The sequence below is a fragment of the Trichocoleus sp. FACHB-262 genome (assembly GCF_014696035.1).
Taxonomy (GTDB): domain Bacteria; phylum Cyanobacteriota; class Cyanobacteriia; order FACHB-46; family FACHB-46; genus Trichocoleus.
The window spans coordinates 17,975-44,294 of the sequence record NZ_JACJPK010000114.1 but is presented as its reverse complement, the minus strand read 5'-3'; the positions used below and the strand labels follow the sequence as shown (position 1 = coordinate 44,294).

Sequence of the window (26,320 nt, the reverse complement as noted above, 5' to 3'; positions counted from 1 at the left end):
TGGGCCGACGTGCTGAACCGCGCGAACTTGGGGATGGAAGTGATGCACGAGCGCAACGCTCACAACTTCCCCCTTGACCTAGCTGCGGGCGAAGCTGCTCCTGTAGCGCTAAGCGCACCTGCTATCCACGGTTGATCCAAACTCAAGTGGTAGGGTGATATTTGCCACTTGAGCTAAAACATCACTTGATCGCTATAAAAAGCGCTCTCCACACAGAGGGCGCTTTTTTCATTAGTCTAGAAATAGAAGTAGGTGACGTGCGAGAGGGGGCCTGGACGGGGTGAGTGCCTTTTGCGCCCTAAGCTTCACTCACAAGCGATCGCCAGAATTTTTGTGAGTCGAGCAACTTCAACCGTTATGATTTGAGCTTGGATGAATTTAGGAGGCAGTCCCACGGTTTACGCACGTCCCTTAGCTCGCTTAATTGAGCAATTACAGCGCTTACCAGGTGTGGGGCCTAAAACTGCGCAACGGCTCGCTTTACATATTCTCAAACGTCCAGAAACCGAGGTTCAAGCGCTGGCTCAAGCTTTGATGGAAGCCAAGCAACAAATTGGCCTGTGTTCTGTGTGTTTTCACCTGTCGGCTGAACCTGTTTGTGAAATTTGTCGCACCGCGAATCGCGATCGCACCACACTTTGCGTTGTTGCTGATTCACGAGATGTAATTGCAATTGAAAAAACACGAGAATATCGCGGTAAATATCACGTGTTAGGAGGTTTAATTTCACCAATGGATGGAATTGGTCCCGACCAACTCTATATCCATCAACTGGTCCGGCGAGTCAGCCAAGAGAAAGTTCAAGAGGTCATTCTAGCCATTAGTCCTAGCATTGAGGGTGAAACTACCACCCTGTATGTCGGCCAGCTATTAAAGCCGTTTACAAAAGTGACTCGAATTGCCTTTGGTTTGCCGATGGGGGGCGATCTGGAGTATGCCGATGAGGTGACATTGGCAAGGGCACTAGAAGGCCGACGGGAGTTGGACTAGAAGTTAGGTTTATGGCATTAAAACGGTAGGCGGTCGCCCCTCGCCTGCCATAAACTACTTCAGCTTTTGCTTGATGAAGGTAACAATCTGCGTTAGTTGTTTCTTCAGTCCATCAATTTCTGCCTGCATCTTGGCAATCTTCTCATTGAGTGCCTGAATTTCTGCCGCCGATGCCCCTGACTCGGCAGGTGCTGCGGTTGCTGTAGTGGCTGCGGGCGTGGCTACGGTTGGAGCGGCTGCTTGTACCCGTGGCAGTTTTGCTTTGGCCATTGAGGCTTTAATCGCTTCAATGAGCTCCTTCTGCTCGAAAGGCTTTTCAATAAACTCGAAAAACTCAAAGGGCTCAGGGATTTTCTCGGTTACTTCTTCCCGACGCCCTGACATTACTACTAGGGGAATGCTCTGTAAGTCTGATTGGTTCTGAATCTGTTGAAAGACCTCCCAGCCGCTCATTCGTGGTAGCAGGAAATCTAGCATGATCAGGTTTGGCCGTTCTTGCCGGATTAAGTTGAGACCTTCAACCCCATCTTTGGCTTCGAGAACTTCAAAGTTACCTTTGGGTAACATGTCTCGCACTCGCATCCGAATGACTCTGCTGTCATCAATAACTAGGATCTTGTGACTTGCCACAACTGACTCCTTAGGGGGTGATTCAAGGTTTAGTGAAGATTTAGATTATTATTTCTCGACCGTCCTGCTGTTTGATCCTGTTGGAGGATAACCTCAGGTGAAGAATTAATCAATGCACAGTGTAGTAGAGAAAATTGGTATACATCACTCAAGTGATGTTGAGTACAGGCATAGTGGTAATTCTATGACACCATAAACCAGCGTAGCTTCTGCAAGTGAAATTACTCTAATTTCAGTTGAGCGAGACTCCTGTTTGGTGGTGTTGGCATAGGATAGGCATTCTAATATGCCCAAAATACTCCCAAAATTGATCTCAAAGCGATCGCACTACCCTTAGATTTGGGTAGATTGCGTTTTGGTTCGTGCCGCTATTATCAGTGACGGGAAAGGTCAAAATTGCAGTTTCGACAACAAGTTCTAGAATTTGTGATTAGACCTCTTTAATTACCCGACTGCTGGCTTGAGCCATCTAACGTTTTATGCCTTTCGAAATAGAGCCAACTCTACAGCCAAGTTTGACGAACGCATCTACTGCTGCTCGTCGTTCTGAAATTATCAGCATGCCGGAATGGCTCCGGCGACCTGTGGGTAAGGCGAGTGAGATTTCTACGGTTCAGAAGATTATTAAGCAGCGGCAAATTCATACGATTTGCGAAGAGGGGCGCTGCCCGAATCGAGGAGAGTGTTACGCCCAAAAGACAGCAACCTTCCTGCTGATGGGGCCTATCTGTACTCGTGCCTGTGGCTTTTGCCAGGTGGATAAGGGCCATGCTCCCATGCCACTTGACCCTCAAGAGCCAGAGAAAATCGCTGAATCCGTTAATCTGCTGGGGTTGGAGTATGTGGTACTGACTTCAGTTGCGCGAGATGACTTGCCTGATCAAGGAGCGGGTTGGTTTGCGGCTACGATGTCAGCGATTCGCGCAACGAACCCGAACACTCAGATTGAAGTGCTGACACCTGATTTTTGGGGTGGGCGAGCGACTGATCTAGAAGCACTAGAGATGCAGCGACAGCGGATTGCGACCGTGGTAGCGGCTCAACCTGCTTGCTACAACCACAACATTGAGACAGTGAGGCGCTTACAAGGCCCAGTAAGGCGTGGGGCGAAGTATGAGCGATCGCTGCAAGTGCTGAAAGTGGTGAAAGAGCTAAACCCCCAAATTCCTACCAAGTCTGGCTTAATGTTGGGACATGGCGAAACCGAGTCAGAGGTAATAGAGGCTATGCAAGATTTGCGAGCTGTAGATTGCGATCGCCTCACTTTGGGTCAATACATGCGCCCATCTTTGGAACACTTGCCTGTCCGGAAATATTGGACGCCAGCAGAATTTGAGCATCTGGGGGCGATTGCTCGTGAAATGGGTTTTTCTCATGTGCGTTCTGGTCCTTTGGTGCGTAGTTCCTACCACGCTGGGGAAGCGGTTTAGCCAGTTGGGGAGGTGGCAGCGGGCTCTTCCGTGGGATTGAGAAAATCTTCGCCAAAGCAAAATAAAATCTGCCTACTGGCGCGTGTGCTTGACCTAGCCTCTTTGGTATTTCTGTTTAGTAGAGTTACACAAGGAGCTTGTTTATGAGCGCTCAAGCAGTGAAATCATCGGTTAAAACCAAAGCAGTTGTGGATGAGTCTAAGCCCCCTTATCCCTACCGCACCATTGTTAGCTTGATTCTCTTAGCTGGCAATTTCCTGGTTGCAGCTATTTACTTCCATGCCATCAACCCATAGTGACCTGAGACTTCTGCTTTGGTCTGCTTGGTTAAGCGCTAGTGTTACTCAAATCGTGCCTTTAAATAAGCCTTGTGGCCGCACGAGTAGCACTAGCACCATGATCAATAAAGCTACTCCCAGCTTGTATTCAGTGGGTAACCAGTAGGTGCTGACTTCCTGCGCCACACCAATAATTAAAGCGCCCGCGATCGCGCCGTAGGGATTGCCAATCCCGCCCAAAATGACTGCCGCAAACATAGGCAAAATCAGAAACCAGCCCATGTTGGGACGTACTGCGGTAATCAGGCCATACATACCACCACCCAGCGCCGTAAGGCTGCCAGCAATCACCCAAGTCCAGATCACAACTTGATCTACGTTAATACCTGACACCCGCGCTAAATCGATGTCATCCGCTACAGCCCGCATCGCTTTACCAATTTTGGTGTTTTGTAAGAGGTAATGCAAACCCAAAATCACCAAAATTGCTAACCCAACCACAATCAGGCGATAGTAAGCAATTCGGATACCCAATAGGTTGACGGCAGAGGCGACTGGCAGATCGTAGTTTTGATTCCCACCGCCCCAGAACAAAATAATGCCGTTGCGAAGAAACAGAGCTAGACCGATGGAAATGATGATGAGGGTGGTGGAGGAAGCTCGGCGATCGCGCATGGGCGACCACAATAGTTTTTCGGTGAGCAAAACTGCCAAAACCGTCCCCGCAATGCCAAGGACTACGGCCAGCCAAATGTTTATACCAAAACCGTTAGCTAGGAGCGTCAGGTAGGCTCCTAGCGTGAGGAAATCACCGTGGGCAAAGTTCGCTAAGCGCAAAATGCCATAGGTGAGTGTAAGACCGACAGCTGCCAGAGCAATAATGGAGCCGACTGCAATGCCGTTCACAATGAGTTGAGCCAACTGCTGACTGAGGAGCTGACCCGACAGCTGAGCCAATAAATCCATAGTTTTGGTAACCGTCACATGTTCTATCGCTCTGATTGTCCCTAAACCAGAGCCGTTTGGAAAGCCAACTCAACCATCAATCTGAGTTGAGCCAACTCCTTTGTTTAATAGAATCCTTGGAGCACCTGCCTGCCTAGCGCGGAATAATAGGGCGATCGCAGATATAGGCAGAGAGAATCATGAGACTGCAAAATTCTCGATTACTCGTATTTACCAGTTTCCTAACGCTGTTTTGTGGCGGTGGGGCGTTACTTTTCTTTTTGTATTTCGGAACAGCCTTAAGCCAGGAAGACGACACACCAGACATTTTAAGATCTGCTTTGCAGATGGAGCTAACTCATGCTGATATTACGACGGTAAAGTCCAACCCAAAACGCTTGTTGGTTCGCTCCTTCTCTGCTTTAAAGACCCATCTAGAGCAACGAGGTTGGACTTGGGTAGACCAAATGGGATCGCTTGTCGTCTACCGCCAAGCAACTCAGCAACTCAATGCGGATTGTGCTATGTACTCCCGAAGCTACATGATCTGTGATCTAAGCCAAGTTCCGTAGGGTTTCAAGCTTCAGCCAAGTAGCATCTGTGAATCCCATCCTCACTCTTACCAACGGCTATAAGGATGCTTAGCTAAACTGGCGTTGAAGTAACGGGGATCGTCGGAGACTTCTGCCCCAGCCCAATCGGGCAAGGTAATAGCTTGGTTCGTATCGCTCAGTTCGACTTCCGCCACCATTAACCCTTGATTTTCTCCCGCAAACTCATCCACTTCCCAAACCAAGTTGTCCCAAGCAACCCTATGGCGAGTTTTTTCAATTAGAGGCGGATCACAAAGCTGATCGAGCATCGCTTCCGCATCGGCTAGCGGAATGCTGTACTCAAACTCTGAGCGAGAATAGCCGACCGTGGGGCCTTTGATCGTGATAAATCCGCGATCGCCCGCAACTCGGATTCGCACAGTCTTACTGACACTAGAAGAAATGTAACCCTGTCGATAGCGGGTACTGCTGAGCAACGTAGGATCAGAGCGCTGCTGGAATTGCTGCCACGCCTCTGGTTTAACGAGAAATTTACGCTCGATTTCGGTAGCCATTAGCCAGATAGTTGTTGATTGAGGTAGAGAAAAGCCTCAACTTCCGCTGGTGTGGGTTGAGCCGCGATCGCTCCTGGTCGTGTAGTGGTTAAAGCTCCGACTGCACTTGCGTAGGTCACGACTTTTTTAGCTGTTTCGGGATCGCTGAGGCTTTGCAACCCATTTTGAGCGACTTGGTGCAGAAAACCCGCAACAAAGCTATCACCTGCGCCTGTGGTGTCTTCTGATTCCACGTCAAAGGCATTTAAGTGACCTTCATGCCCGCCCAAGTAGTAAGCGCAGCCTTTGGCTCCAGCCGTTACCAGTACACTCTCGGTATTGCCTAGACGATGGGCGATCGCACCGGGATCAGCGGTGCCAAACAACCACTCCGCCTCCTCATCCGCAAGCTTGAGAAAATCAACTCGCTTGAGTAAATCTTGAATGATGGCAGGTGCAATTTCTGGATCAGGCCAGAACATGGGTCGCCAGTTTACATCCACTAACGTCTTGACATAATGCTGCTCGGCTAACTGCAAAGCCCGTTCTGTAGCAGCTCGGCTCTCTGGGTAGGCTAGCTCTAAGGTGCCTAACACCAAGAAGTCGGCTGACTCAAACAACTCCACTGGCAGTTGGTCAGCTTGCAGGTGAGTATCGGCAAATTCTGCGGTATCTAAATCCCCAAAGCCAGAAAAAATGCGATCGCCTGTCTCGGAACGCAACACATAAACTTGGCGCGTAGGGGCTGTGGGGTGACGCTGCACCCCTTTGGTGTCTACGCCCACGGTTTGCAACAGTTGGACTAAATTTGCTCCTGGCTCATCTTGACCCACACAGCCAACGAACCCAGCCGTGGTGCCGAGCTTGACCAGGGCACAAGCAACGTTTGCTGGAGCCCCACCAGGATAGGGAGTCCAAGACTCTACCTGCTCTAGCGATCGCCCTGGTTGATTCGCCAAACAGTCAAACAAAACTTCGCCAAGACAGAGAACCCGCGGGTGAACCACACCAACACTCCTTCTCAACTTTTCCCAACCGATCAAATGCCGCCCTAAGGTGACGTCTCTTAGTTACATTGCCGTTTTTTAGCAATTAAAACCGCAATTTCGCTAAGTTAGGGTCTTATACAGACAGCAGACCCCAGATTCAGGACTTAACTCAGGAACTTGTAGGCTCAGAAGTTACCCTAGATGCCTACCATCATAGGGTTGAATGCCAACTTTCTGACTTCTAGACATTACTCATTGGCTTCTTGAAGCTGAGCTGCTACTCGCTCCCCAAATTCTGAATCTGTATTAGCCAAACCCAATAATTGCAGATATTCAGTTTTAGTTAATCCTGCTGTCGCAATAATTGCTAGAGCTTCAGTTTCAATTTCTCGTTGAACTCGCAGCGACTCCGATTCGGTTTCGGCTCCCTGGAGTTCCCCTTCTCGCCGTTCAATCAGGTCCAGCACTTGTAAAAAGGCATGAACGAATTGGTTTACCTTCTCGGACGGAATATCGTTAGAGTTTAGGTTGCTATGGCTAGAAGCAGGTTGTTCTGGAGAGAGTCCTACACTGATTGGAGCTGTGGGCAACTGTTGCGCCCAAACGATCGCCGGGCTACTCCAAACCGCCACAAACAAGCCAGCTGCTACCAATAGAGCTAGAAGTTTAGCGCACCAAGAGTTTAGTGAAAATTTGACCGAGTGGGACAAGGGCATTTAACGAAAAACCGCAGTTTAAGCAACGGTTCCAACTAGGCTAGGCGTTAAGGACTCTGCTAAAGGTGGTTCACTTTCGGCCCAAGGTGAACGCAGGCTAATCCAGAGGACGTAGCGCTGATCTGTAGGGGCCGTGTTGCGATCGCTAACGCAAGTAATGACCGTTTGGATACCTTGTTGAGCGAGGGCACAGCCTAAGCTGTAGGCATGGTTGCGCCGTTGGAGACTGAAAGTTCGAAAGTGACGGAACAATTCGCTTTGGTAACGCATGCCATCATGCATGACGTTCTGGTACCAAAATTTGAAGTATGACGAACTCTGTTGCTCAATGACGACCAGTGGTTGCAGCATAGCAATGGTACTCCTCAATCGAGAATGTAGCGTTTGGCAGAGGATTTAAAGATTTTTTGAAATTTAGCGAAACTGCAAGCCTAGGGTCTACTTCCTAAGACTCTGACTGCGCTCCAGGTAAATCGACTCGAATAAATCTCGAGTAAATACTGTCAAGACAGCTCAGAACACACATACGTTTTGAGCTAGTAGTCTCAGTTTTTCAATTGACTGACTGAAAAACCGGAATAGCGACTACTGCTCTAGCCAATTCATCAGGATTAGGGAATGTACCTCGCGGAAGTGACGTTCCGGAGGGAGGGAGAAAGCAAAGTAGCGATTTAGTCACTACACTACGCAAGCAACCAAAACAGGAACTTGCTGAGTTCCTATTCCAAATGACCTCATCTAGAGTAAAAGAACGTCGGAAAACACCAATGTATCGATGGATACAACTGTGTTTTCTTTACTAGAAATTCAAGCTTCTTCAGGCGATCGCTGTAAAACTTTGAGGAAACTTTATGATTATTGACTATTTTCGGCCTTGCTCTTTGCTTACACCCGATTTATGGGTTTCAAGCCATCCGCTCAAAATCTGTCGATGAAACCCGCTGAACCTGGGGTGTTTGCCAAAATTGCCTCTAGAATTAAAGTGAGGGATAAGTAAATATACACGGATAGGAATAGTTTATGTCTGGTGTCGAGTCTCAGAACCACGGAGTCCTCTCAGACCGAGAGTTGCAAGTAATTGAACTAGTGGCTGCTGGCTTGACTAACCAGGAGATTGCAGAAAAGTTGGCAATTAGCAAGCGCACAGTTGACAACCATATCAGTAATATTTTGACTAAGACTGCTACAGAGAACCGTGTGGCGCTGGTAATGTGGGCGTTGCAGTGGGGTAAGGTCTGCCTGAATGACGTGAACTGTTGCGTTTTGCCTTCTGCCAATGACGAAGTGATCTCTTAAGCGTAAGTTTAAATTAAGTTCAGATCATGATGCAAACTGCTAACAACCAACAGTTGCGCTACGAATTCTACAATCCCACCTTACCTTTGGCTGTGTATCGCGAAGTTGTAGCTCACTTGCAGCAAGTTAGTGGGGTGAAAGCGGGACTGCTACCACAACCAGCCAAAGATTTTGACTACACCTTCAGTCAAGTGGGTGGCTTGTGGCTAGAGTATCCGTTAGAGGCTGACCAACCTGAGCTGAGCCGAGGAATGCGACGACGGATTGATCAGATTTTGGCCTACTATAGCGATCGCTATGGTGCTTGGAAAGCCCAGCAAGATTAACGATCTTTTTGTAATTGGAACCTGAGTGGGAATGGGCGCGATTCAAGCATTACGCGGAACCCGTGATATTCTGCCGGATGAAGTTAAGTACTGGCAACAAATAGAATCAGTAGCCCGGACGATTCTCAGTCGAGCTGCTTATCAAGAAATTCGCACCCCGATTTTCGAGCAAACGGAGTTGTTTGAGCGGGGCATTGGCGAAGCCACGGATGTAGTTGGCAAAGAAATGTACACCTTTAAAGATCGCGGCGATCGCTCAACGACGCTGCGACCGGAAGGCACGGCTGGGACAGTTCGCTCATTTATTGAACACAGTCTGCACGCGCAAGGCGGGGTGCAACGTCTCTGGTACACCGGACCCATGTTTCGCTACGAACGTCCTGGAGCAGGACGACAGCGGCAATTTTACCAGCTAGGTGTGGAAGTTCTAGGCAGCGCTGATCCACGAGCAGATGTAGAGGCAATCGCGATCGCGACCAACTTGCTACAAACCCTGGGTCTGCAAAATCTAAATTTAGATCTCAATTCTCTAGGCACTCCTGAAGATAGACAGCAGTACCGCGATGCCTTAGTTACCTACTTAACCCCTTACAAGAGTGATTTAGACCTCGACTCTCAGGATCGTCTAAGCCGTAATCCTTTACGAATTCTAGACAGTAAGGATCAGCGAACTCAGGCAATCGTCCAACAGGCTCCCAATATTCTGAATTTTCTTGGTGCAGATTCTAGAAGTCGCTTTGAGAAGGTACAGCAACTGCTAAGTGATCTAGGAATCGCTTATAAAGTCAATCCTCGATTAGTACGCGGTCTTGATTACTACTCTCATATTGCTTTTGAAATTCAATCTGACCAGTTAGGTTCCCAAGCGACGGTGTGTGGAGGGGGTCGCTATGATGGATTGGTTTCGCAGTTGGGTGGTCCTAATACACCAGCAGTTGGTTGGGCGATCGGGCTAGAGCGTTTAGTGCTGCTGCTACAACAACTGAGTGCTGCCCCTCAATCAACTCTAGATTTCTACTTAGTATCACGGGGCGATCGCGCCGAAGCTCAAGCTTTAGTTTTGGCCCAGAAACTACGTCAGACTGGATTTGCGGTAGAACTAGACCTAAGTGGTAGTGCCTTTGGTAAGCAGCTCAAGCGAGCCGATCGCAGTGGTGCTTTGGCTTGTCTAATTTTGGGTGACGCAGAAGCAGAGAACCAAACTATTCAAATCAAGTGGTTGGTTTCTGGAGAACAACAAGCGATCGCGCAGACGGAGTTAATTAGCAGCTATCAGCAGTTGCAGCAGCGCATCTCGGAGTTTCGTGCTCAAGAACCAGCTAAGGCGGCCCAGTAGCTAACTCGCAAAAAGTTAATCACGTTTTAACGAAGTTTATGGGGGTGCTGATTTAGCGATCGGTACCCTTCGCTATAGGCATTAGCGCTCTAATCTCTATGTGGCTTTCTAGGCAGCCTGCCTAATTGCACAACTCAAGTTCGGTTTACGGGTGCCCAAGGCAGTAGCTTGAAAGAAGCTGGCTTGAGGAATAGCCAACTGATAAATAAAAAGGTAGCCGTCAAGAGCTGCGTCAGGTCAACAGCAGAGAGGGAGCCATCTGCAAGAGAAGCAATGCTTCTGTCAGTAATGCCAAATAACCAACATGAAACTCCTAGGAGCCAAATGCCATTCCTGAGAGTGTTCAAGGAATCGTCTGAAGGACGTCCGCTATCCATGATTGAGGCCGTTTCCTAACTAACTGGGTGAAACATCGGCGCTACTGCTTGAGGACTAGACTACCTCAGAGCCGTTGTTACTTTCATGTTAAGAAATGTTTTGAATACTTGCCATAGATCCAAGGATATACATTCAATTTGTCAGCTGGATGACTATGGTGCTATATGTCGCGATCCCAAATGGGGTGAAATTCCTTGAGACTCCAGTCCTGATGAAGAGTCCAGGTGAACAGAAATTAGGATAAAATTTGCGTCGGTTCAACTTCAGTAGATTTGTCGAGTTCCCATGCCTGGGAAACAGAAACTGAATGGATATTGCAATTGATTTTGGGACTAGCAACACAGTTGTCGCTCGTTGGAATCGTGCTACGCAACAGCCGGAAACCCTTGCCTTACCTGGCTTATCACTGCGGCTAGGGCAAAACCCACCCCTCATTCCTAGCCTGCTCTATGTAGAAGATGCAGCGAAGCAAGAGGTAGTGTTAGGACAAGCTGTGCGCGATCGCGGCCTCGACCTCAGCAGCGACCCTCGCTTTTTTCGCAATTTCAAACGGGGGATTGGGGCAACCATTCAGGGGTTCGTTCCAGAACTGGATGGTCAGCAAGTCACCTTCGAGCGCGCAGGCACTTGGTTTCTGACTCAAATCATTGAAGAACTCAAAACCAGTTATCCAGAAGTGAAAGAATCGCTGGTGTTCACAGTGCCAGTCGATAGCTTTGAAATCTATCGCAACTGGTTAGGGCAAATCTGCCAATCGCTACAAATTGAGCAAGTCCGCATGCTGGATGAGCCAACAGCAGCAGCCCTCGGTTATGGTCTAGCAGATCAAGAAATTCTGTTAGTGGTTGACTTTGGTGGCGGCACTCTAGACCTCTCCCTGGTGCGTTTAGATTTGGGCCGACAAGCTAACAGCAAGCCTTTGGGCTTCATTTTGCAGTGGGGTCAGAAATCTTTGGCCGACAGTACCAGTCAACGACCCAAAACCGCTCGTGTTTTAGCTAAAGCAGGACAGAATCTGGGCGGAGCTGATATTGATCACTGGTTGGTCGATTATTTTGCGGCTACGCAAGGGTTAGCGGCTACACCTCTCACTACCCGGTTAGCAGAGCGCCTAAAAATTCAGCTATCACTTCAATCCCAAGCCAATGAGGTTTACTTTAACGATGAAACTTTTGAAAGCTACGAACTAGCCCTCGATCGCGATCGCTTTGAGTTGATTTTGCAGGAGCATGAGTTCTTCGATCGCCTAGATGACAGCATGACTCAGGTGTTACGCCAAGCTAGACAGCAGGGCATCGAAATTGAGGATATTAGCGGTGTGTTGTTGGTGGGAGGAACCGCGCAAATTCCCGCAGTCCAAACCTGGGTCCAGCAATATTTTGATGTTGCCAAAATCCGCTCTTCTAAACCGTTTGAGGCGATCGCTCAAGGCGCGTTGCAGTTGAATCAAGGCGTGGAGCTGAAGGATTTTCTCTACCACAGCTATGGAGTGCGCTACTGGGACCGCCGCCAAAATTGCCACAACTGGCATCCCATTGTGAAATCAGGCCAACCCTATCCCATGACCGACCCTATAGAACTGGTGCTGGGGGCTTCTGTGGAGGGCCAACCTAGCATCGAACTAATTTTGGGTGAAATGGGGGCTGAGTCTGGCGGTACAGAAGTTTACTTTGATGGCGATCGCCTTGTGACTCGCAGCTTAGCTAGTGGTCAAACTCAAGTGCAACCGCTGAATGACCGGGAGGGTGCCCGCACCATTGCACAACTCACACCGCCCGGCTATCCAGGCAGCGATCGCATCAAGGTTCTGTTTCAAGTCGATGCCCAGCGTTTTCTGCGGATGACAGTCGAAGATTTATTGATGAATCAAACTTTGCTTGATGATCAACCCGTCGTTCAACTCAGCTAACTCAGTTAACTCGGTAAACTTCAAGAGTGCACTACGACCGGAGTACCTACCGTGGCCCAGTCAAAGAGCCAATTGGCATGATTCACGGCCACATTGACACAGCCATGACTTACGGGTGTGCCGAAGCGGTGGTGCCAATAAGCGCCATGAATAGCGTAGTTGCCAGAGTAATACATCGTGTAGGGCACATCAGAAATATCGTAATCGCTGCCTCGCATCCGGGCTTGGCGATGCTTCGTTTGGATGGCAAACGCACCTGTACGGGTTGGCGTTGAGGACTTACCTGTAGAAACAATGATGGCGTAAACCGGAGTTTGGCCCTCCCAAGCAATCAAGCGCTGGGATGAGAGGTCAATTTCAATCCACCGACGGTCCGACTGACGCAATGTTTGCATCTTTTGCCCCAGTGGACTAACTTCTTGAGCGGAGACCCTAGTAGTCCAGATGGATTCTGGCCCCAATACTGCTAATGCTAGTGCAGTACTCAACCAAATCTGGCTCCAACGTCGCTGCCGATTTAAACGGGTTATGTTACCCATCGTTCTGACCTCCTAGCCAACGAGAGGAATGTTTGTAATGTCGCTGATGCACCCTGATTGGCTATTTTCTATATTCACCATAAATCATGAAATAGAGACATTGGCAACTTGCTGGCAAAGAATTCTGGCTTGTTGAGCGATCGCTGGCCAATTCCCTGCTTGAATTGCTGCTGCTGGAAATAAATTACCCGATAATCCCACGGCGATCGCTCCAGCGGCCAAAAAGTCTTTGGCATTCTCAACAGTGACACCGCCGGTCGGGATGAGGGGAATTTGCCCAAGTGGCCCTTGCAAATTACGGATATAAGTAGTGCCCCCCACTGCCTGCACCGGAAAAACTTTGACGCTATTGGCTCCTGCTTGCCAAGCTGTGACGATTTCCGTGGGCGACAAAGCCCCAGGCACAATGGGCACGCCTTGCTGCAAAGCGAGCTGAATTAAACCAAAATCGACATGAGGGGTAAACAAAAATTGTGCTCCTGCTGCGATCGCCGCTTGTAACTGCGCCCGAGTTAGCAAAGTGCCTGTGCCAACCAAACAGCCAGGTAACTCTGAGCGTAGCGACGCAATCAGTTCGGGGGCGCGATCGCTATTCCAAGTAATTTCGATTAATCGCATCCCTCCCATTGCGACTGCTCGCGCCATCTGTTGACCTAGCTCAAAGGTAGGGGCACGAATGACCGCGATCGCTCGCTCTTGTTTTAGGGTGGACAACCAAAAAGACTCAGACATATTTACTGTTAATTCAACTAAAACAAATGTTACGGACCGCAGATTTCTAAGATTGCCTAATTTTTATTGAATTTAAAGAATACTCACCCTTACGACGTACCAATTTGTGTCGAAAAGTTATCTTAATCACTATTTCTAAATAAAGCCCTTTTGGCGTGGCTAACCTTTTGTGCACCTGAATCTTGGCTTTTAGCTTTGTTTTTGCGATGAACAATTTTACTCGGTTCTTAGAAAAAACAGCTTATTTTAAGTCAGCCATCTGGGAGATGCAGCTTAGCTATTATCTTTCTAATCTGGTGGGTGAATGGAAGTCGTTTTAAACATTACTTAGGAGCACCCTATGGCTCTCACAAAACTTGAAAGCTATTACCCAGATTACAAAGATCATAACAATGGCGATGACATCAAATCTTTAGATGTTTATGCCCAAAATGACAAGGTTGGCTCAGTCAAAGACGTTTTAGTAGATGAGCGTGATGGTAAGTTCCGCTATCTCGTTGTTGATACCGGCTTTTGGGTACTAGGTAAGAAAGTATTGCTTCCCATTGGCTTGGCTCAAATCGACTACACGCAGCGTCGCGTTAACGTCAGCACCCTGACCAAGGAACAAGTCGAAAACTTGCCAGAATTCACTGACGAGCTCAAAATCGACCAAGACTACGAAGAAAACGTTCGGGGAGTCTATCGCCCGACGGCAACTGGTACAACTGGCACTGCCAGTACTGCTGCTAGCACCGCTACTACTGCTAGCACTGCGGGCAAGGTACCTTTTAACCGCGACACCTACGACTACAAGCAAGATGCTGCGCTATACGACCTGAACGAGCGTGATCATCAAACTCTACGGTTATACGAAGAGCGCTTGATCACTAACAAACAGCGCCAGAAGACTGGGGAAGTGACAGTTGGTAAGCACGTTGAAACCGAAACTGCTCGAGTTTCCGTACCTGTAGAGAAAGAGCGAATCGTGATTGAGCGCACCACTCCAACTGGGGCGGGCACTCCTGTTGCTCCTGGGGACGCAGCTTTCCAAGAAGGCACCGTAGCTCACGTCGATCTCTATGAAGAGAGAGCCGACGTACATAAGGAAGCCTTTGTACGCGAGCAGGTCAACATCCGTAAGGAAGTAGATCACGAAACGGTAACTGCTGAAGAACAGATCCGCCGTGAAGAACTAGACATTGACGATGCAGGCCGCGGCATCATCGACAAAGGCACCACCAATCGCGATCGCCGCTAAACCATTCTGAATCTTTAGGCCTCTGCTAGGCCGTTAATCAGATTCAGTCTGCTTTAGTCTACAAAGTGCAGGGAGGGTCAACCTGCCTGCACTTTTCAGTACTTCTTGCGATCGCTTCCTTCCCAGAGAACTCATGAAGCGGAATGAGGCGATCGCTACTATTAACCCATTTAGGAGCAACTCTATGGCTCTTTATAAACTTGACGATTATTACCCTAACTACCGTCAAGAACTTTTTGATGGTAATGATGTCAAAGGGCTGGATGTCTATACCGAGAGTGATGAGAAAGTTGGCAGTATTCACAACGTTTTAGTAGATGACGAAGGTCACTTCCGCTATCTCGTTGTAGACACAGGTTTTTGGGTTTTTGGCAAAAAGGTTTTGCTGCCAGTAGGCCGTTTTCGGAGCGATCCCCAAGCTCAACGCATCTACACAATCGGCTTAACCAAGCAACAAGCAGAAAACTTGCCAGAGTACCATGACAATCTAGTCGTAGATTATGACTACGAAGAGCGCGTCCGAGGCGTTTATCGGCCTGCCAGTTTAGATGCCTCGACTCCCCTAGAAGCTTCGGCTCCGCTTGAGGCCTCCCTGCCTTTAGAGAACACTTACGCTCAAGGCACTACCTATCGAACAGCTAGTGCTGCTCCAGTCGAGCGGTCTGCTCCTGTAGAAAGACCTGCGGTAGCTAGTGCTCGTCCAACTTATGATTATCGCCAAGAACCAGCTCTCTACAACATGAATGAGCGGGATCACCAAACCATTCAGCTCTATGAAGAGCGCTTAGTTGCTAACAAGCATCGTCGCAAAGCTGGAGAAGTTGCCGTTGGTAAGCATGTCGAAACTGAAACGGCTAGAGTGGCAGTGCCCGTTGAGCGCGAACGAATCGTCATTGAGCGGACCAACCCGACTAATCTAGGGACCTCGGTAACGCCAGGCACCGCTGACTTCCGCGAAGGTGAAATTGCCCGCATGGAAGTTTACGAGGAAACTGCGGACGTGCATAAGGAAGCTTTTGTAAGAGAACAGGTCAACATTCGCAAGGAAGTTGAGCGCGATACTGTCACCGCAGAAGATCAAATTCGTCGCGAAGAACTAGACATTGATACCCAAGGTCGTCCCATCCGGGATAACCGTCCAGGCAGCTCTCCTCGCGATCGCCGCTAAACTAACCGCTTCTCATGACTTAACTCATAACCTAGATGGATGACTCATCTCATGGAAGCGCTAATCAAACGGTGCAGGTAGAGCAACCTCAGCTCTGCCTGCATTTTTTCACCCGACTGTTTCTACTGCATCACATTAGATTTTGGGGTTGATTGGGTTGACCAAACCCGACCAACACAACCCTAACCAGCAACTATTTAAGCGGGTGTCTTATGAGTAACTCCCTATTTCCAGATCACTCCACCTCTGATAAAAAACAAGCCCGTCTGGATACTTTGGTGACCAAGGTACGTGACAAGCTGAAGAACTTTGCTGTTAAAGACCAGCATGGTGAGTTGGTTGGTGAAGTGCGAGATGTGCAGCTTACAGCCGACCGCCAGCTTCAGTTTTTGGTTTCTCTGCCAGACGCGCATAAGGGCTTTCGTCTGGTTTTGCTGACTAGCAAGTCTATTCACAGTATTGATTCTCCAAACCGCTCAGTGTTGACTCACTTGAGCGCGGCGCAGATGGCTCAACTACCCGAATCTTCGCTACCTGCCACTGGAGAGGCCGCATCTTCAACGCTACCCTCCAAGCCTGTGACATTACCTTTCGAGTCCAGTGGCCAACTTCACTCTCAACAAAGTTCTAATTCAACTTCAAATCCTATGGAAAGTTTCACTGATCCAACCCCAACTTCAAACTCAACTCCTCTACCACTCCAGAACTCGCTGGAATCCGATCGCGTGAATGATGCAGCAATTCCTCATGTAGTGGAAGAAGAAGCGATTCGCTTACTGGAAGAGCGTCTGGTTGTAGACCGTAGCAAGCATAAAATTGGTGAGGTGATTGTTCGCAAAGCCATTGAAACTCAGATTGTGGAAGTTCCGGTACGCCGCGAAAAACTGATTGTGGAGCAAATCAGCCCGGAACATCGGCAATTAGCAGAAATTGATTTGAGTCAGGGCGACTTGAGCGCCGTGGAAATAGCCAATGCAATGGCTACCGATAGTCAGCAGGGTGTGGTGCGGGGCGAGTTTGCCTCTCCTGGGGCAGCGAGTCAGTTCCTCGATGCGATCGCTAAAACTCACCGGCACGGGTGCGAAAAAATTCAAGTTGAAATCGTCTTATCTGATCCGAATTTGCAAGAAACTTACGCGAATTGGTTAGCGCAATACGCCGCTCATTAATCTCAAACCATAAAAAATCAAACAATAAAAAGAGTCGAGGCTCGAACCTGAGAATTTCAGGACTGACCTCGACTCTGTAATTTTAAGGAGGGTTAACCTTTTCGGATCGATGCTTAGATTTACGCGATCGCTGCAATCTTCACATCATTGTTGCCGAGCAATTCTTGCAGCTCTTCCGCATCCACCGTCTCTTTCTCAACCAACATATCTGCTAGCAGATCCAAGACGTGACGGTTTTCGATCAAAACTGACTTAGAGCGACGATACGCTTGCTCGACTAAGTTACGCACTTCATCGTCAATCGTGGCAGCCGTTTCTTCCGAGAAGTCTCGCTCAGCAGCAATGTCGCGTCCAAGGAACATATTGCCTTGCTGACGACCCAATGCCACAGGACCGAGGCGATCGCTCATCCCGAAGCGAGTTACCATTTGGCGAGCTACACGAGCTACTTGTTGCAAGTCGCTGGCTGCACCCGTGGTGACTTCTTCTTCACCGAAGATAATTTCTTCAGCAATGCGGCCACCGAGGGCAACTGCCATCTGGTTTTGCAGATAGGAGCGGCTGTATAGACCAGAATCCATGCGGTCTTCGCTGGGAGTGAACCAAGTTAGACCACCTGCACGACCACGGGGAATGATGCTGATTTTTTGAACGGGGTCATAGTCGGGCATCAGCGCACCAACGAGGGCGTGACCTGCTTCGTGGTAGGCCACCAATTGCTTGCGCTTCTCACTCATAACGCGGTCCTTCTTCTCTGGACCTGCCAAGACGCGATCGATCGCATCGTTGACTTCATCCATCGAAATTTCGGTCAAGTTGCGACGAGCCGCTAGAATTGCCGCTTCATTTAGCAGGTTAGACAGGTCAGCACCCGTAAAACCAGGAGTACGACGTGCAATCCGGTCTAAGTCCACATCCTTAGCTAAGGTTTTGCCACGAGCATGCACCCGCAAAATTTCTGAACGACCCGCAAAATCAGGGCGATCGACCACCACTTGACGGTCAAAACGACCCGGACGTAAGAGAGCTGCGTCTAATACATCAGGACGGTTGGTAGCAGCAATCACGATGATGCCAGTGTTGCCTTCAAAACCATCCATTTCGGTCAGCAACTGGTTGAGGGTTTGTTCCCGCTCATCGTTGCCGCCGCCTAGACCAGCACCCCGCTGCCGACCCACGGCATCAATTTCATCGATAAAGACGATACAGGGAGCATTAGCTTTGGCTTGCTCAAAGAGGTCACGGACGCGAGACGCACCCACACCTACGAACATCTCTACAAACTCGGAACCAGAGATGGAGAAGAAAGGCACGCCTGCTTCGCCTGCAACTGCACGAGCCAACAGGGTTTTACCCGTTCCTGGAGGGCCGACTAGCAGCACACCTTTAGGAATCTTGGCTCCAACCGCGGTAAAGCGATCGGCGTTTTTGAGGAAATCTACAACTTCATTTAGTTCTAGTTTTGCCTGGTCAATCCCTGCCACGTCACCAAAGGTTACCTGGGTTTGAGGTTCCATTTGGACTCTAGCTTTGGATTTACCAAAATTCATCGCTTGGCTACCGGGGCCATTCTGAGCCCGACGCAGCAAGAAGAATAAACCAACCAGCAATAAGACTGGGAAGAATAGGCTGCTCAATGCCTTGAGCCAGAAACCATCATCGGTTTGGGGCAGAACTGAAATATCTACATTATTTTTAGTTAGCGTATCGATCAGCTCAGGATCGCTGGGCAGATTAACCAGTACCTTGCTACCGTCTTGAGCCGTAACTAAGGCTCTAGAGCGATCGGAGCTGAGACTAACTTTTTCTACTCGATTACCTTCAACTTCTTGAATAAACTGACTGTATCGCCACGTCTCCCGACTCTGGGGCTGCTTGTCAAAAAGTGCAGTTGCTAAAGCAACGACCACAATTGCTAGAAGCGCGTACAGTCCCGCATTTCTCCACCGTTTGTTCACTGAGGTCAATCCTCCTAGTTGTAAGTTGCGGGGACTTTTTTCAAAATTGTTTGTGTTAACTAATATTAACCTAATTTCAGAAACAGGTTAACAGTCAGCTCTAGAAAAGCCCCCGCAATTGCTGAAAACCTTGATGAAAGGGGTCGTAGGCAAGTTGAGAGTTGCGTCTCAGAATCCCGTGGATTGGCACAACTTCGACCACACTGTTACAGTAAGCGATCGCCTCAAACTCCATGACCAAATCTAGACACCAGGGTTCTTCTCGTATTGTCCTATTCTGGCTCATCAACCAGGAAATGAGCTGCGATCGCATCAGTCCAGGCAAAATTCCTGCCTTTAGGGGGGGAGTCCACCACTCGCCATCAAACCATCCCCAGAGATTACCTGTACTGGTTTCCAGCCAATCTCCCTGCTGGTTTACCAAAATTGCTTCCTGTGCTCCTTTTTGCATGGCACTTTGTCGAGCTAGCCAAGCGGGGAGATAATTGCCTGTTTTATGTACTGGCAGCGATCGCTGAAACCGAGAAGACTCCGCCAACCAAGCCACAGTTCCTTGCCGTTGCCAGTCCCCTAAATTTGGTGGCAGCGATCGCCCCGTAATCCATTCTCGCCCATCGGAAAACAGCGTAATGCGGAGAACGGGAAAATAAGGAACTAAAGCTTCGGCTCCTTGGCGCACTCGTTGCCAATCTGGAGTCTGCCAGTCGAGCGATCGCAAACTCCGCTTCAATCGCTGACAGTGCCCTGCCCAATTGGTTAACGGTGCTTCTAAAGACTGCGAGTAAACCCGCAACGTCGTAAACACAGTTGCACCATAGAGCAACCCCGGTTCATCTACAGGCAACGTCAGTGAGCCTGCACAAACTAGCTCCCCAGCGTACCAGAAAAATTGCGAATTCGAGTTAAGCACCGGAAAGCCTGACCCTAGTTGGAGAAAAGCCAGACAAATCTTACAGTTCCAAGTGAACTGGGAGCAACGGTTTTAGCGGTGCTTGACTAATCTTGACTAATCTCGTGCAGGAGACTTGATCCTTGATCTTCCATCTGGCCCTGTGATGACGTCTCCGCCTAGGGCACGAATCCGTTTCACTGCAATTTGACGGGTACGATCATCCGTAGCGTTACCTAAAACCTGCGACCACGCTGCTACCTGAGCAAATTTGCTTCTAGGGTTTCGAGCTAAAAATTGGGAAGTTCGCCGTGAGAAGGTAGCAATACTTTGACTCTCTGAATCTGCATAAGTACTAGCCCACTCTGCTGCCATTGCAAAAGAGTACTGAGCTGCTTTAGCATCTCCTAGAAATAAAAGTTCATCGATGCCTTTGTAACGCCAAACATAGTATGACTTTGGTGGCGCTTTAGGAGAAAGTTGCTTGAGGCTTTGGTCCATCAAGGTAACAGAGCGTTCTGGCATTGCTGCATAGAGAGCTGTACTGCCAGAGAGGAAAAAGTAAGCATCCAAGAAGTAAGGGTCACGGCTTAAAATGACTTCGAAATATTCTGGACTTAATTCGTAACCCGTTTTCTCGCGGGCTTCATCATCGCCAAAATATTGCAGAAAATTTAGAAACACCCAATCTGCCAGCAAATTACTGAATCCAAAGGTTGGCAGCTTTTCGAGTAGATTAAGGCGTAGCTTCTCCGCAGCAAGCTCCTGTTCCAGAACTGCTACAGGAGCAGTACTGGTTTTAGTACTAATCTTTCTCAGTTGCGGCAGTTGAGTAGTCCCAATCAAAGCGGCACAGGCTAATGCGACTAAAGCAGGACCAATTAGCTGGCCCCAGGCTTGCCGAGAAAACACCATCACTTGTCCTAAATTACAACCTCAACTACCGGATTCAGTTCCTAGGCGACTGAAAAACTCGCCAGGGCGATCGCTTGAGCCAAATTCTAGGGCATTCTTAGAATCAAATTACTCTAATATTCATATCGAGCGATCGCCCCCACGCTTGTCTACCCAGTTTGCCCCCTTTGCGAGTACCTATGAGTACCCATCCACCAGAGCTCATTATTGAAGCAGGTCGTACAGAAAGTCAGTATTGGAAAGATCTCTGGCGCTACCGAGAGTTATTTTACTTCCTGGCTTGGCGAGACATCCTTGTCCGTTATAAGCAAACCGTAATTGGGATCGCTTGGGCTTTGATTCGGCCCTTTCTCACCATGATTGTGTTCACTATCGTCTTTGGCAACTTGGCTAAGCTGCCGTCTGGCGGTGCCCCCTACCCAATTTTAGTCTTTGCCGCGATGTTGCCTTGGCAGTTCTTTGCAAGCGCTCTAGCCGAATGTAGCAATAGCCTCATTGTTAATTCCAATCTGATTTCTAAAGTCTACTTTCCTCGGCTGATTGTGCCTTCCAGTGCCGTGATCGTCAGCTTCGTGGACTTTCTGATTTCTGGCATGATTTTGCTGGCCTTAATGATCTGGTTCAACTTTGTCCCAGACTGGCGAATCTTAACTTTGCCGCTATTTATTCTGTTAGCCTTTGCCGCTGCAATGGGATCAGGCTTGTGGCTAGCAGCTTTGAATGTGAAGTACCGCGACTTCCGCTATATTGTGCCGTTCATCGTGCAGTTCGGCCTCTACATCTCTCCAGTTGGTTTTAGTAGCAGCATCGTGCCACCACAATGGCGTTTGATTTACTCCATCAACCCAATGGTAGGTGTTATTGATGGCTTTCGTTGGGCAATCTTAGGAGGTGAGGCTCAGTTGTACTGGCCAGGATTTATCCTCTCAACAGGTTTAGTCGCGCTACTGCTACTAACTGGCATTTGGTACTTCCGCCAAACCGAGCGCACATTCGCAGATGTAATTTAGGCAGGAATGACGGGTGTGTCTGATACGGTCATTCGAGTTGAAAATTTAGGCAAGAAATATATCATCGGCCATCAGCAGCAGGGGCGATCGCGCTACACAGCTTTGAGAGATGTGCTTGCTGATGGTGCCAAATCTGTAAGCCGTCGAATTCTCAATCCTTTTGCTCAACAACCCCTCTCACCTACAAAAGAAGAGTTTTGGGCGCTCAAAGATGTGTCATTTGAAATTAAGCAGGGCGATCGCGTTGGCATCATCGGTCGCAACGGTGCTGGCAAATCCACGCTCTTAAAACTCCTCAGCCGTATTACAGAACCTACAAAAGGTCGCATCTCTATCAAAGGCCGCGTTGCCAGTTTGCTAGAAGTAGGCACAGGCTTCCATCCAGAATTGACAGGCCGCGAAAACATATATCTCAATGGTGCCATTCTAGGCATGAGCAAAGCTGAGATTAAAAAAAAATTTGATGAAATCGTAGACTTTGCTGAAGTAGAAAAATTTTTAGATACCCCCGTTAAATACTACTCCTCTGGGATGTACGTCCGTCTTGCTTTTGCTGTTGCGGCTCATTTAGCTACTGAAATTTTAATAGTAGATGAAGTGCTAGCAGTTGGTGATTCCAAGTTTCAGAAAAAATGTTTGAGCACAATGGAAAAGGTCACACAAGAAGGCAAGACAATCTTATTTGTTAGTCACAATATGACCATAATTGAACACTTGTGCAACCGTGGAATTCTACTTGATGCAGGCCGCCTAACTATAAATAGTAAGTCAGAGGAAGCTATTCAAGTTTACCTAAAGAACTCTTATACCGTCAGCCAAACTGTTGCCTTAGAGGCAAGAACAGATCGTAGTGGTTCAGGGAGAATAAGAGCTTCTGGCATCAAGATATTAAATCAAGAAGGACAGGAAGAGACAACACTTAGATCTGGAGAAAATTATTTCTTTGAAGTTGAATGCTTGAATTACACCCATGAAGTTTTCGGAAATGTAGTTATAAGCCTAGATGTTTTTGACGAAAAAAACAATCGACTTCTCTTATTAAGAAGTAACTTCACAAATGATGTCTTTTCTTTTGAGCCTGGAAGAAAGAGGATTCTATGTGAATTAAGAGAATTACCGTTGGCCAATGGTTTATATAGAGGTTCTATATTTTTATCTCATGCCGATCAAGAAATTCTTGATTATATCGAAGATGCCATTTCTATTAATGTAGATGGAGGAGATTTCTTTGGGACAGGCAGCTATGGTTTGCCAAGTCATTGTAGGATATTAACTAAAGCTAACTGGCTTGAAAAGTTTGATTTCAAAAACTTGACTATATGATTATTTAATCAAAATGTCTTTTTTAACACCTGTTGTTTTAATAGTTTTTAATCGTCCCGATCTAACTAGATTAGTATTTGATGCTGTTGCTCAAGCTAAGCCAAAAAAGCTGTTAGTTGTTGCAGATGGGCCTCGTTTCTTAGAGGAAGCTGAAAAATGCCAGCAAGCTAGAGATATTATTAAAAACATAACTTGGGACTGTGAAGTTCTAACCAATTTTTCAGATGAAAATTTGGGATGCAAATATCGTGTTTCTACAGGTCTAGATTGGGTTTTTTCTATGGTTGAGGAGGCAATTATCTTAGAAGATGATTGCCTGCCAACTCAATCCTTTTTCTACTTTTGTCAGACCCTGCTTGAACGATATCGCTACGATACAAGAGTAATGCATATTAGTGGCAATAATTTTCAGGGTGGCAAAAAAAGAACTAATTATAGTTATTTCTTTTCCAAATATAGTCACGTTTGGGGCTGGGCATCTTGGCGGCGTGCATGGCGGCATTACGACGTGCAAATGAGTACTTGGCCTGAATATAAAAGTTCTGATTACATTAAGCTAATTTGTGGTTCTCGACGTGAGCAGAAATACTGGATTGATATTTTTGATCATGTCTTCAATGACAGGATAGATACATGGGACTATCAGTGGACTTATGCTTGTTGGTCTCAGAACGGCTTATCAATATTACCTGAGTTAAATTTAGTTTCCAATATCGGCTTTCGCTCAGATGCAACACATACTAAGCAGAAAAACATTTTTGCCAATTTACCTACATTTGAGATCCAAGATCTTACACATCCCTTACTTGTTGTTAGAAATGAGCAGGCTGATGCACACACCGCCCGTTACATGTTCAACACAGAGTTTAAACTTAAAGCTTTTATGAGTAAATTAAAGTACTCAGTACTTTTGAAGTATCTCCAAAGCAACAAGCTAAGAAGTTACTAGCAAGTCGTTATTTTTTAATTCTTTCTCCCATGAAACTTGATCTGCTCAAGCTAGAAATTTCAGAAAAAGACTACCAGGAAATTGAAAGGTTACTATTAATATCTGAACATAATCCTCCAGAGCTAGAAGATGTTTGGAGGATAATGGATGTTGTTTGGGATGAGTTAGACTGTGATTCCAATAAGATCAACTTACCTGAAATTACAGAGTTTTATAAGCATCCAGTTTGGTTATTGAATGGTTTATTTATTGAAAGCCATAAGCTTTCTATACAGCATAGAAGTGCCATCGCTGACTGGATTTCCGGAAATACGGCTATAATTAGCATTCTGGATTATGGCGGAGGCTTTGGTACTCTTACTCGTTTTATCTCAGAGAAAAATAAGAATTTACATATTGATATTTATGAGCCATTTCCTCACCAGTATGCTCTGAGACAGATAGAAGCATATCCTAATATTAATTTTGTGAGCTCCATCAAGAACCAGTATGACTGCTTGGTCAGTACTGACGTTTTAGAGCATGTGCCTGACCCTCTGAAACTTTTATCAGAGATGATTGAATCGGTGAAACCCAATGGATATTTAATTATAGGAAATTGCTTTTATCCTGTAATTAAATGTCACTTGCCTAGGACCTTTCATCTACGGTATAGCTTTAACTATTTCACCAATTTAATGGGTCTAGAAATCATTGAAAGTTGCGAAGGTAGCCATGCATTGGTATATCAGAAGTTAGAGGATAAAACATTGGACTGGTTTATGATAAGGCTGACTGAGCTGTTGTCTAAACTGCTTTTTCCAATCTTACAAAATCCATTTTTTTTGCAAATAGCACGTTTTTTTAAGAAGACTATTGATAAGGCTTTAAGTCCCAGAAAAGCATGAATGTCTTGCATATCAATCAATCAGACATTGTCGGTGGGGCGGCGATCGCAGGTTACCGTTTACATCAAGGTTTACTAGCTCAAGGTGTGCATTCTCGCTTACTAGTTGATGTTGCCAAAACGAGTGGTGCTGAGGTTGCTATAATTTCACGCCGACGCTACGCAGAAAGCGTTACCTCTCGGTTTGCTTGGCGATTGGGTCTTAACTATATAAACATTACTAATTCTTTTGGCATCCCAGAACATAGTTTTTATCAGGAAGCTGATATCATCAACTTTCATAACTTACATGGTGATTATTTTAATTACTTAGCGCTTCCCAAACTTACCAAACATAAATTCGCAGTACTGACTTTGCACGATATGTGGAGTTTTACTGGACGTTGTGTCTATAGCTATAACTGCGATCGCTGGAAAATTGGTTGTGGTCAATGTCCAGATCTGAGTATCATGCCAGAGGTTAAAACGGACAGCAGTCGTTTAGAGTGGTGGCTAAAGAATTGGATTTATGGAGTTTCTAATCTAGTTATAGTTGCTCCTAGCAAGTGGTTGGCCAAGCAAATTTCTAGCAGTATGCTTGCTCGCTTTCCCATCCACTATATTCCTCATGGCATTGATATAGAAACATACCAACCTCTCGACCCAATTCAATGTCGTACTGTATTAGGAATTCCCTTAGATAAAAAAGTCTTAATGCTTGGAGCTCAAAACCTACAAGACCCACGTAAAGGTACCAACCTTTTATTAGAGTCGCTTCAAAATCTACCTGCACAAGTGAAGGCTACAACTGTTCTGCTTACTCTAGGAGATGGAGGAGAGACAATATCATCACTTGTAGATATACCAACCTTTAATCTAGGTTATATTAGCGGCGATCGTATCAAAGCTGTCGCATATTCCGCTGCTGATATTTTTGTATTTCCCTCACAAGCAGACATATTTGGATTAGTGTTGCAAGAGAGTATGGCCTGTGGTACCCCATTAGTATCCTTTAAAGTGGGCGGTATTCCAGATTTAGTTCGTCCGGACCAAACAGGTTATCTTGCAGAACCTAATAATGTTGAGGACTTTTGTAATGGCATTATCCAGTTGTTAGAAGATAAAGCTCTACGCGACTATATGAGTCAGAAATGCCGTGCGATCGCCTTACAAGAGTACTCGTTAGAATTACAAGCAAAAAGATATATTGAGCTATATGAGAAGATTTTAGACAATTAATTCCATCAATTTTT

General features: G+C 47.1%; 28 protein-coding genes and 1 pseudogene. 17 read left to right on the top strand and 12 right to left on the bottom strand.

From position 1 onward, the window contains the following. Positions 1 to 135, top strand: a pseudogene (locus tag H6F68_RS27925) (photosystem II q(b) protein); the annotation flags it as partial. A 237-nt stretch (positions 136 to 372) separates the two neighbouring features. After that, positions 373 to 990: a recombination mediator RecR gene (recR, locus tag H6F68_RS27920; protein WP_190553110.1), complete on the top strand. Its 618-nt coding sequence runs from the start codon at positions 373 to 375 to the stop codon at positions 988 to 990. Between the two features lie 54 nt (positions 991 to 1,044). On the opposite strand, the gene H6F68_RS27915 is transcribed toward recR, so the two are convergent. After that, positions 1,045 to 1,620: a PleD family two-component system response regulator gene (locus H6F68_RS27915; RefSeq protein ID WP_190564157.1), complete on the bottom strand. Its 576-nt coding sequence runs from the start codon at positions 1,618 to 1,620 to the stop codon at positions 1,045 to 1,047. A 479-nt stretch (positions 1,621 to 2,099) separates the two neighbouring features. Between H6F68_RS27915 and lipA the strand changes: the two genes are divergently transcribed. Further along, entirely contained in the window at positions 2,100 to 3,050 is a 951-nt protein-coding gene (gene lipA, locus H6F68_RS27910) for a lipoyl synthase (protein WP_190564155.1), read from the top strand. Between the two features lie 143 nt (positions 3,051 to 3,193). Beyond that, positions 3,194 to 3,346, top strand: coding sequence for a photosystem I protein PsaX (locus H6F68_RS27905; protein ID WP_190441544.1), 153 nt, complete (start codon positions 3,194 to 3,196; stop codon positions 3,344 to 3,346). A gap of 48 nt (positions 3,347 to 3,394) precedes the next feature. On the opposite strand, the gene H6F68_RS27900 is transcribed toward H6F68_RS27905, so the two are convergent. Then, positions 3,395 to 4,294, bottom strand: coding sequence for a branched-chain amino acid ABC transporter permease (locus tag H6F68_RS27900; RefSeq protein ID WP_190564153.1), 900 nt, complete (start codon positions 4,292 to 4,294; stop codon positions 3,395 to 3,397). Positions 4,295 to 4,473: 179 nt separating this feature from the next. Between H6F68_RS27900 and H6F68_RS27895 the strand changes: the two genes are divergently transcribed. Then, entirely contained in the window at positions 4,474 to 4,845 is a 372-nt protein-coding gene (locus H6F68_RS27895; RefSeq protein WP_190564151.1) for a hypothetical protein, read from the top strand. 47 nt (positions 4,846 to 4,892) lie between these two features. Here H6F68_RS27895 and H6F68_RS27890 read toward each other — a convergent pair whose 3' ends face one another. From H6F68_RS27890 to H6F68_RS27875, 4 genes are all read right to left on the bottom strand, one after another. Continuing rightward, the gene (locus tag H6F68_RS27890) at positions 4,893 to 5,381 is read right to left on the bottom strand and encodes a CYTH domain-containing protein (protein WP_190564149.1); all 489 of its coding nucleotides are present in this window, start codon (positions 5,379 to 5,381) and stop codon (positions 4,893 to 4,895) included. Beyond that, positions 5,381 to 6,367 (bottom strand): PfkB family carbohydrate kinase, encoded by a 987-nt coding sequence (locus H6F68_RS27885; RefSeq protein ID WP_190564147.1) that lies wholly within the window; start codon positions 6,365 to 6,367, stop codon positions 5,381 to 5,383. Before H6F68_RS27885 ends, H6F68_RS27890 begins: the two co-directional genes overlap by 1 nt. Positions 6,368 to 6,597: 230 nt before the next feature. Continuing rightward, complete coding sequence (locus H6F68_RS27880) at positions 6,598 to 6,981, bottom strand: DUF4168 domain-containing protein (RefSeq protein WP_313930269.1); 384 nt, start codon at positions 6,979 to 6,981, stop codon at positions 6,598 to 6,600. Between the two features lie 102 nt (positions 6,982 to 7,083). Next, a complete protein-coding gene (locus H6F68_RS27875; protein WP_190564143.1) occupies positions 7,084 to 7,416 on the bottom strand; it encodes a hypothetical protein in 333 nt (110 codons plus the stop codon). 669 nt (positions 7,417 to 8,085) lie between these two features. Here H6F68_RS27875 and H6F68_RS27870 point away from each other — a divergent pair. Genes H6F68_RS27870 through hisS form a run of 3 tightly spaced genes read left to right on the top strand, consistent with a single transcriptional unit; the run spans position 8,086 to position 10,023 of the window. Next, on the top strand, positions 8,086 to 8,361 hold the full coding sequence (locus H6F68_RS27870) for a LuxR C-terminal-related transcriptional regulator (protein WP_190441532.1): 276 nt from the start codon (positions 8,086 to 8,088) through the stop codon (positions 8,359 to 8,361). A gap of 26 nt (positions 8,362 to 8,387) precedes the next feature. Next, a complete protein-coding gene (locus H6F68_RS27865; protein WP_242065692.1) occupies positions 8,388 to 8,687 on the top strand; it encodes a hypothetical protein in 300 nt (99 codons plus the stop codon). 31 nt (positions 8,688 to 8,718) lie between these two features. Beyond that, entirely contained in the window at positions 8,719 to 10,023 is a 1,305-nt protein-coding gene (gene hisS / locus H6F68_RS27860; protein WP_190564141.1) for a histidine--tRNA ligase, read from the top strand. A gap of 134 nt (positions 10,024 to 10,157) precedes the next feature. Here hisS and H6F68_RS27855 read toward each other — a convergent pair whose 3' ends face one another. After that, a complete protein-coding gene (locus H6F68_RS27855) occupies positions 10,158 to 10,400 on the bottom strand; it encodes a hypothetical protein (RefSeq protein WP_190441529.1) in 243 nt (80 codons plus the stop codon). A gap of 308 nt (positions 10,401 to 10,708) precedes the next feature. On the opposite strand from H6F68_RS27855, the gene H6F68_RS27850 reads away from it, so the two are divergent. Further along, on the top strand, positions 10,709 to 12,310 hold the full coding sequence (locus tag H6F68_RS27850; RefSeq protein WP_190564139.1) for an Hsp70 family protein: 1,602 nt from the start codon (positions 10,709 to 10,711) through the stop codon (positions 12,308 to 12,310). Positions 12,311 to 12,330: 20 nt separating this feature from the next. On the opposite strand, the gene H6F68_RS27845 is transcribed toward H6F68_RS27850, so the two are convergent. Together H6F68_RS27845 and H6F68_RS27840 are read right to left on the bottom strand one after the other, a co-directional pair. After that, complete coding sequence (locus H6F68_RS27845; protein WP_190564137.1) at positions 12,331 to 12,849, bottom strand: L,D-transpeptidase; 519 nt, start codon at positions 12,847 to 12,849, stop codon at positions 12,331 to 12,333. A gap of 84 nt (positions 12,850 to 12,933) precedes the next feature. Continuing rightward, positions 12,934 to 13,581 carry a bifunctional 4-hydroxy-2-oxoglutarate aldolase/2-dehydro-3-deoxy-phosphogluconate aldolase gene (locus tag H6F68_RS27840; RefSeq protein ID WP_190564136.1) on the bottom strand — a complete coding sequence of 216 codons (648 nt, stop codon included), beginning with the start codon at positions 13,579 to 13,581 and terminating at the stop codon, positions 12,934 to 12,936. Positions 13,582 to 13,921: 340 nt separating this feature from the next. Here H6F68_RS27840 and H6F68_RS27835 point away from each other — a divergent pair, with 340 nt between their 5' ends. The 3 genes from H6F68_RS27835 to H6F68_RS29225 all read left to right on the top strand — a co-directional run bounded on the left by H6F68_RS27835 (position 13,922) and on the right by H6F68_RS29225 (position 17,158). Beyond that, the gene (locus H6F68_RS27835; RefSeq protein WP_190564135.1) at positions 13,922 to 14,821 is read left to right on the top strand and encodes a DUF2382 domain-containing protein; all 900 of its coding nucleotides are present in this window, start codon (positions 13,922 to 13,924) and stop codon (positions 14,819 to 14,821) included. A gap of 184 nt (positions 14,822 to 15,005) precedes the next feature. Next, complete coding sequence (locus tag H6F68_RS27830) at positions 15,006 to 15,989, top strand: DUF2382 domain-containing protein (protein WP_190564134.1); 984 nt, start codon at positions 15,006 to 15,008, stop codon at positions 15,987 to 15,989. A gap of 212 nt (positions 15,990 to 16,201) precedes the next feature. Then, on the top strand, positions 16,202 to 17,158 hold the full coding sequence (locus H6F68_RS29225) for a YsnF/AvaK domain-containing protein (protein WP_242065691.1): 957 nt from the start codon (positions 16,202 to 16,204) through the stop codon (positions 17,156 to 17,158). 119 nt (positions 17,159 to 17,277) lie between these two features. Here H6F68_RS29225 and ftsH3 read toward each other — a convergent pair whose 3' ends face one another. From ftsH3 to H6F68_RS27810, 3 genes are all read right to left on the bottom strand, one after another. Next, the gene (gene ftsH3 / locus H6F68_RS27820) at positions 17,278 to 19,116 is read right to left on the bottom strand and encodes an ATP-dependent zinc metalloprotease FtsH3 (protein ID WP_313930268.1); all 1,839 of its coding nucleotides are present in this window, start codon (positions 19,114 to 19,116) and stop codon (positions 17,278 to 17,280) included. A gap of 100 nt (positions 19,117 to 19,216) precedes the next feature. Then, positions 19,217 to 20,026: an aminotransferase class IV gene (locus tag H6F68_RS27815; protein WP_190564133.1), complete on the bottom strand. Its 810-nt coding sequence runs from the start codon at positions 20,024 to 20,026 to the stop codon at positions 19,217 to 19,219. A gap of 96 nt (positions 20,027 to 20,122) precedes the next feature. Further along, positions 20,123 to 20,920, bottom strand: a complete 798-nt coding sequence (locus tag H6F68_RS27810; RefSeq protein ID WP_190564132.1) for a hypothetical protein — start codon at positions 20,918 to 20,920, stop codon at positions 20,123 to 20,125. A gap of 179 nt (positions 20,921 to 21,099) precedes the next feature. On the opposite strand from H6F68_RS27810, the gene H6F68_RS27805 reads away from it, so the two are divergent. The 5 genes from H6F68_RS27805 to H6F68_RS27785 are packed head-to-tail and all read left to right on the top strand — an operon-like array spanning position 21,100 to position 26,306. Next, positions 21,100 to 21,930 carry an ABC transporter permease gene (locus H6F68_RS27805; protein WP_190564131.1) on the top strand — a complete coding sequence of 277 codons (831 nt, stop codon included), beginning with the start codon at positions 21,100 to 21,102 and terminating at the stop codon, positions 21,928 to 21,930. A 15-nt stretch (positions 21,931 to 21,945) separates the two neighbouring features. Beyond that, positions 21,946 to 23,253: an ATP-binding cassette domain-containing protein gene (locus tag H6F68_RS27800; protein ID WP_190564130.1), complete on the top strand. Its 1,308-nt coding sequence runs from the start codon at positions 21,946 to 21,948 to the stop codon at positions 23,251 to 23,253. Between the two features lie 13 nt (positions 23,254 to 23,266). Next, complete coding sequence (locus H6F68_RS27795; RefSeq protein ID WP_190564129.1) at positions 23,267 to 24,202, top strand: glycosyltransferase family 2 protein; 936 nt, start codon at positions 23,267 to 23,269, stop codon at positions 24,200 to 24,202. A 29-nt stretch (positions 24,203 to 24,231) separates the two neighbouring features. Continuing rightward, on the top strand, positions 24,232 to 25,089 hold the full coding sequence (locus H6F68_RS27790; protein ID WP_190564128.1) for a bifunctional 2-polyprenyl-6-hydroxyphenol methylase/3-demethylubiquinol 3-O-methyltransferase UbiG: 858 nt from the start codon (positions 24,232 to 24,234) through the stop codon (positions 25,087 to 25,089). Beyond that, the gene (locus H6F68_RS27785; RefSeq protein ID WP_190564127.1) at positions 25,086 to 26,306 is read left to right on the top strand and encodes a glycosyltransferase family 4 protein; all 1,221 of its coding nucleotides are present in this window, start codon (positions 25,086 to 25,088) and stop codon (positions 26,304 to 26,306) included. Before H6F68_RS27790 ends, H6F68_RS27785 begins: the two co-directional genes overlap by 4 nt. Positions 26,307 to 26,320 lie beyond the last annotated feature (14 nt).

Coding starts and splice junctions, on each gene's coding strand:
- H6F68_RS27805 (WP_190564131.1), top strand. CDS start 21,100: ATGAGTACCCATCCACCAGAGCTCATTATTGAAGCAGGTCGTACAGAA.
- H6F68_RS27810 (WP_190564132.1), bottom strand. CDS start 20,920: ATGGTGTTTTCTCGGCAAGCCTGGGGCCAGCTAATTGGTCCTGCTTTA.
- H6F68_RS27895 (WP_190564151.1), top strand. CDS start 4,474: ATGAGACTGCAAAATTCTCGATTACTCGTATTTACCAGTTTCCTAACG.
- H6F68_RS27785 (WP_190564127.1), top strand. CDS start 25,086: ATGAATGTCTTGCATATCAATCAATCAGACATTGTCGGTGGGGCGGCG.
- H6F68_RS27835 (WP_190564135.1), top strand. CDS start 13,922: ATGGCTCTCACAAAACTTGAAAGCTATTACCCAGATTACAAAGATCAT.
- recR (WP_190553110.1), top strand. CDS start 373: ATGAATTTAGGAGGCAGTCCCACGGTTTACGCACGTCCCTTAGCTCGC.
- H6F68_RS27875 (WP_190564143.1), bottom strand. CDS start 7,416: ATGCTGCAACCACTGGTCGTCATTGAGCAACAGAGTTCGTCATACTTC.
- H6F68_RS27890 (WP_190564149.1), bottom strand. CDS start 5,381: ATGGCTACCGAAATCGAGCGTAAATTTCTCGTTAAACCAGAGGCGTGG.
- H6F68_RS27900 (WP_190564153.1), bottom strand. CDS start 4,294: ATGGATTTATTGGCTCAGCTGTCGGGTCAGCTCCTCAGTCAGCAGTTG.
- H6F68_RS27850 (WP_190564139.1), top strand. CDS start 10,709: ATGGATATTGCAATTGATTTTGGGACTAGCAACACAGTTGTCGCTCGT.
- H6F68_RS27830 (WP_190564134.1), top strand. CDS start 15,006: ATGGCTCTTTATAAACTTGACGATTATTACCCTAACTACCGTCAAGAA.
- hisS (WP_190564141.1), top strand. CDS start 8,719: ATGGGCGCGATTCAAGCATTACGCGGAACCCGTGATATTCTGCCGGAT.
- H6F68_RS27855 (WP_190441529.1), bottom strand. CDS start 10,400: ATGGATAGCGGACGTCCTTCAGACGATTCCTTGAACACTCTCAGGAAT.
- H6F68_RS27790 (WP_190564128.1), top strand. CDS start 24,232: ATGAAACTTGATCTGCTCAAGCTAGAAATTTCAGAAAAAGACTACCAG.
- H6F68_RS27870 (WP_190441532.1), top strand. CDS start 8,086: ATGTCTGGTGTCGAGTCTCAGAACCACGGAGTCCTCTCAGACCGAGAG.
- H6F68_RS27840 (WP_190564136.1), bottom strand. CDS start 13,581: ATGTCTGAGTCTTTTTGGTTGTCCACCCTAAAACAAGAGCGAGCGATC.
- H6F68_RS27865 (WP_242065692.1), top strand. CDS start 8,388: ATGATGCAAACTGCTAACAACCAACAGTTGCGCTACGAATTCTACAAT.
- H6F68_RS27795 (WP_190564129.1), top strand. CDS start 23,267: ATGTCTTTTTTAACACCTGTTGTTTTAATAGTTTTTAATCGTCCCGAT.
- H6F68_RS27905 (WP_190441544.1), top strand. CDS start 3,194: ATGAGCGCTCAAGCAGTGAAATCATCGGTTAAAACCAAAGCAGTTGTG.
- H6F68_RS29225 (WP_242065691.1), top strand. CDS start 16,202: ATGAGTAACTCCCTATTTCCAGATCACTCCACCTCTGATAAAAAACAA.
- H6F68_RS27845 (WP_190564137.1), bottom strand. CDS start 12,849: ATGGGTAACATAACCCGTTTAAATCGGCAGCGACGTTGGAGCCAGATT.
- lipA (WP_190564155.1), top strand. CDS start 2,100: ATGCCTTTCGAAATAGAGCCAACTCTACAGCCAAGTTTGACGAACGCA.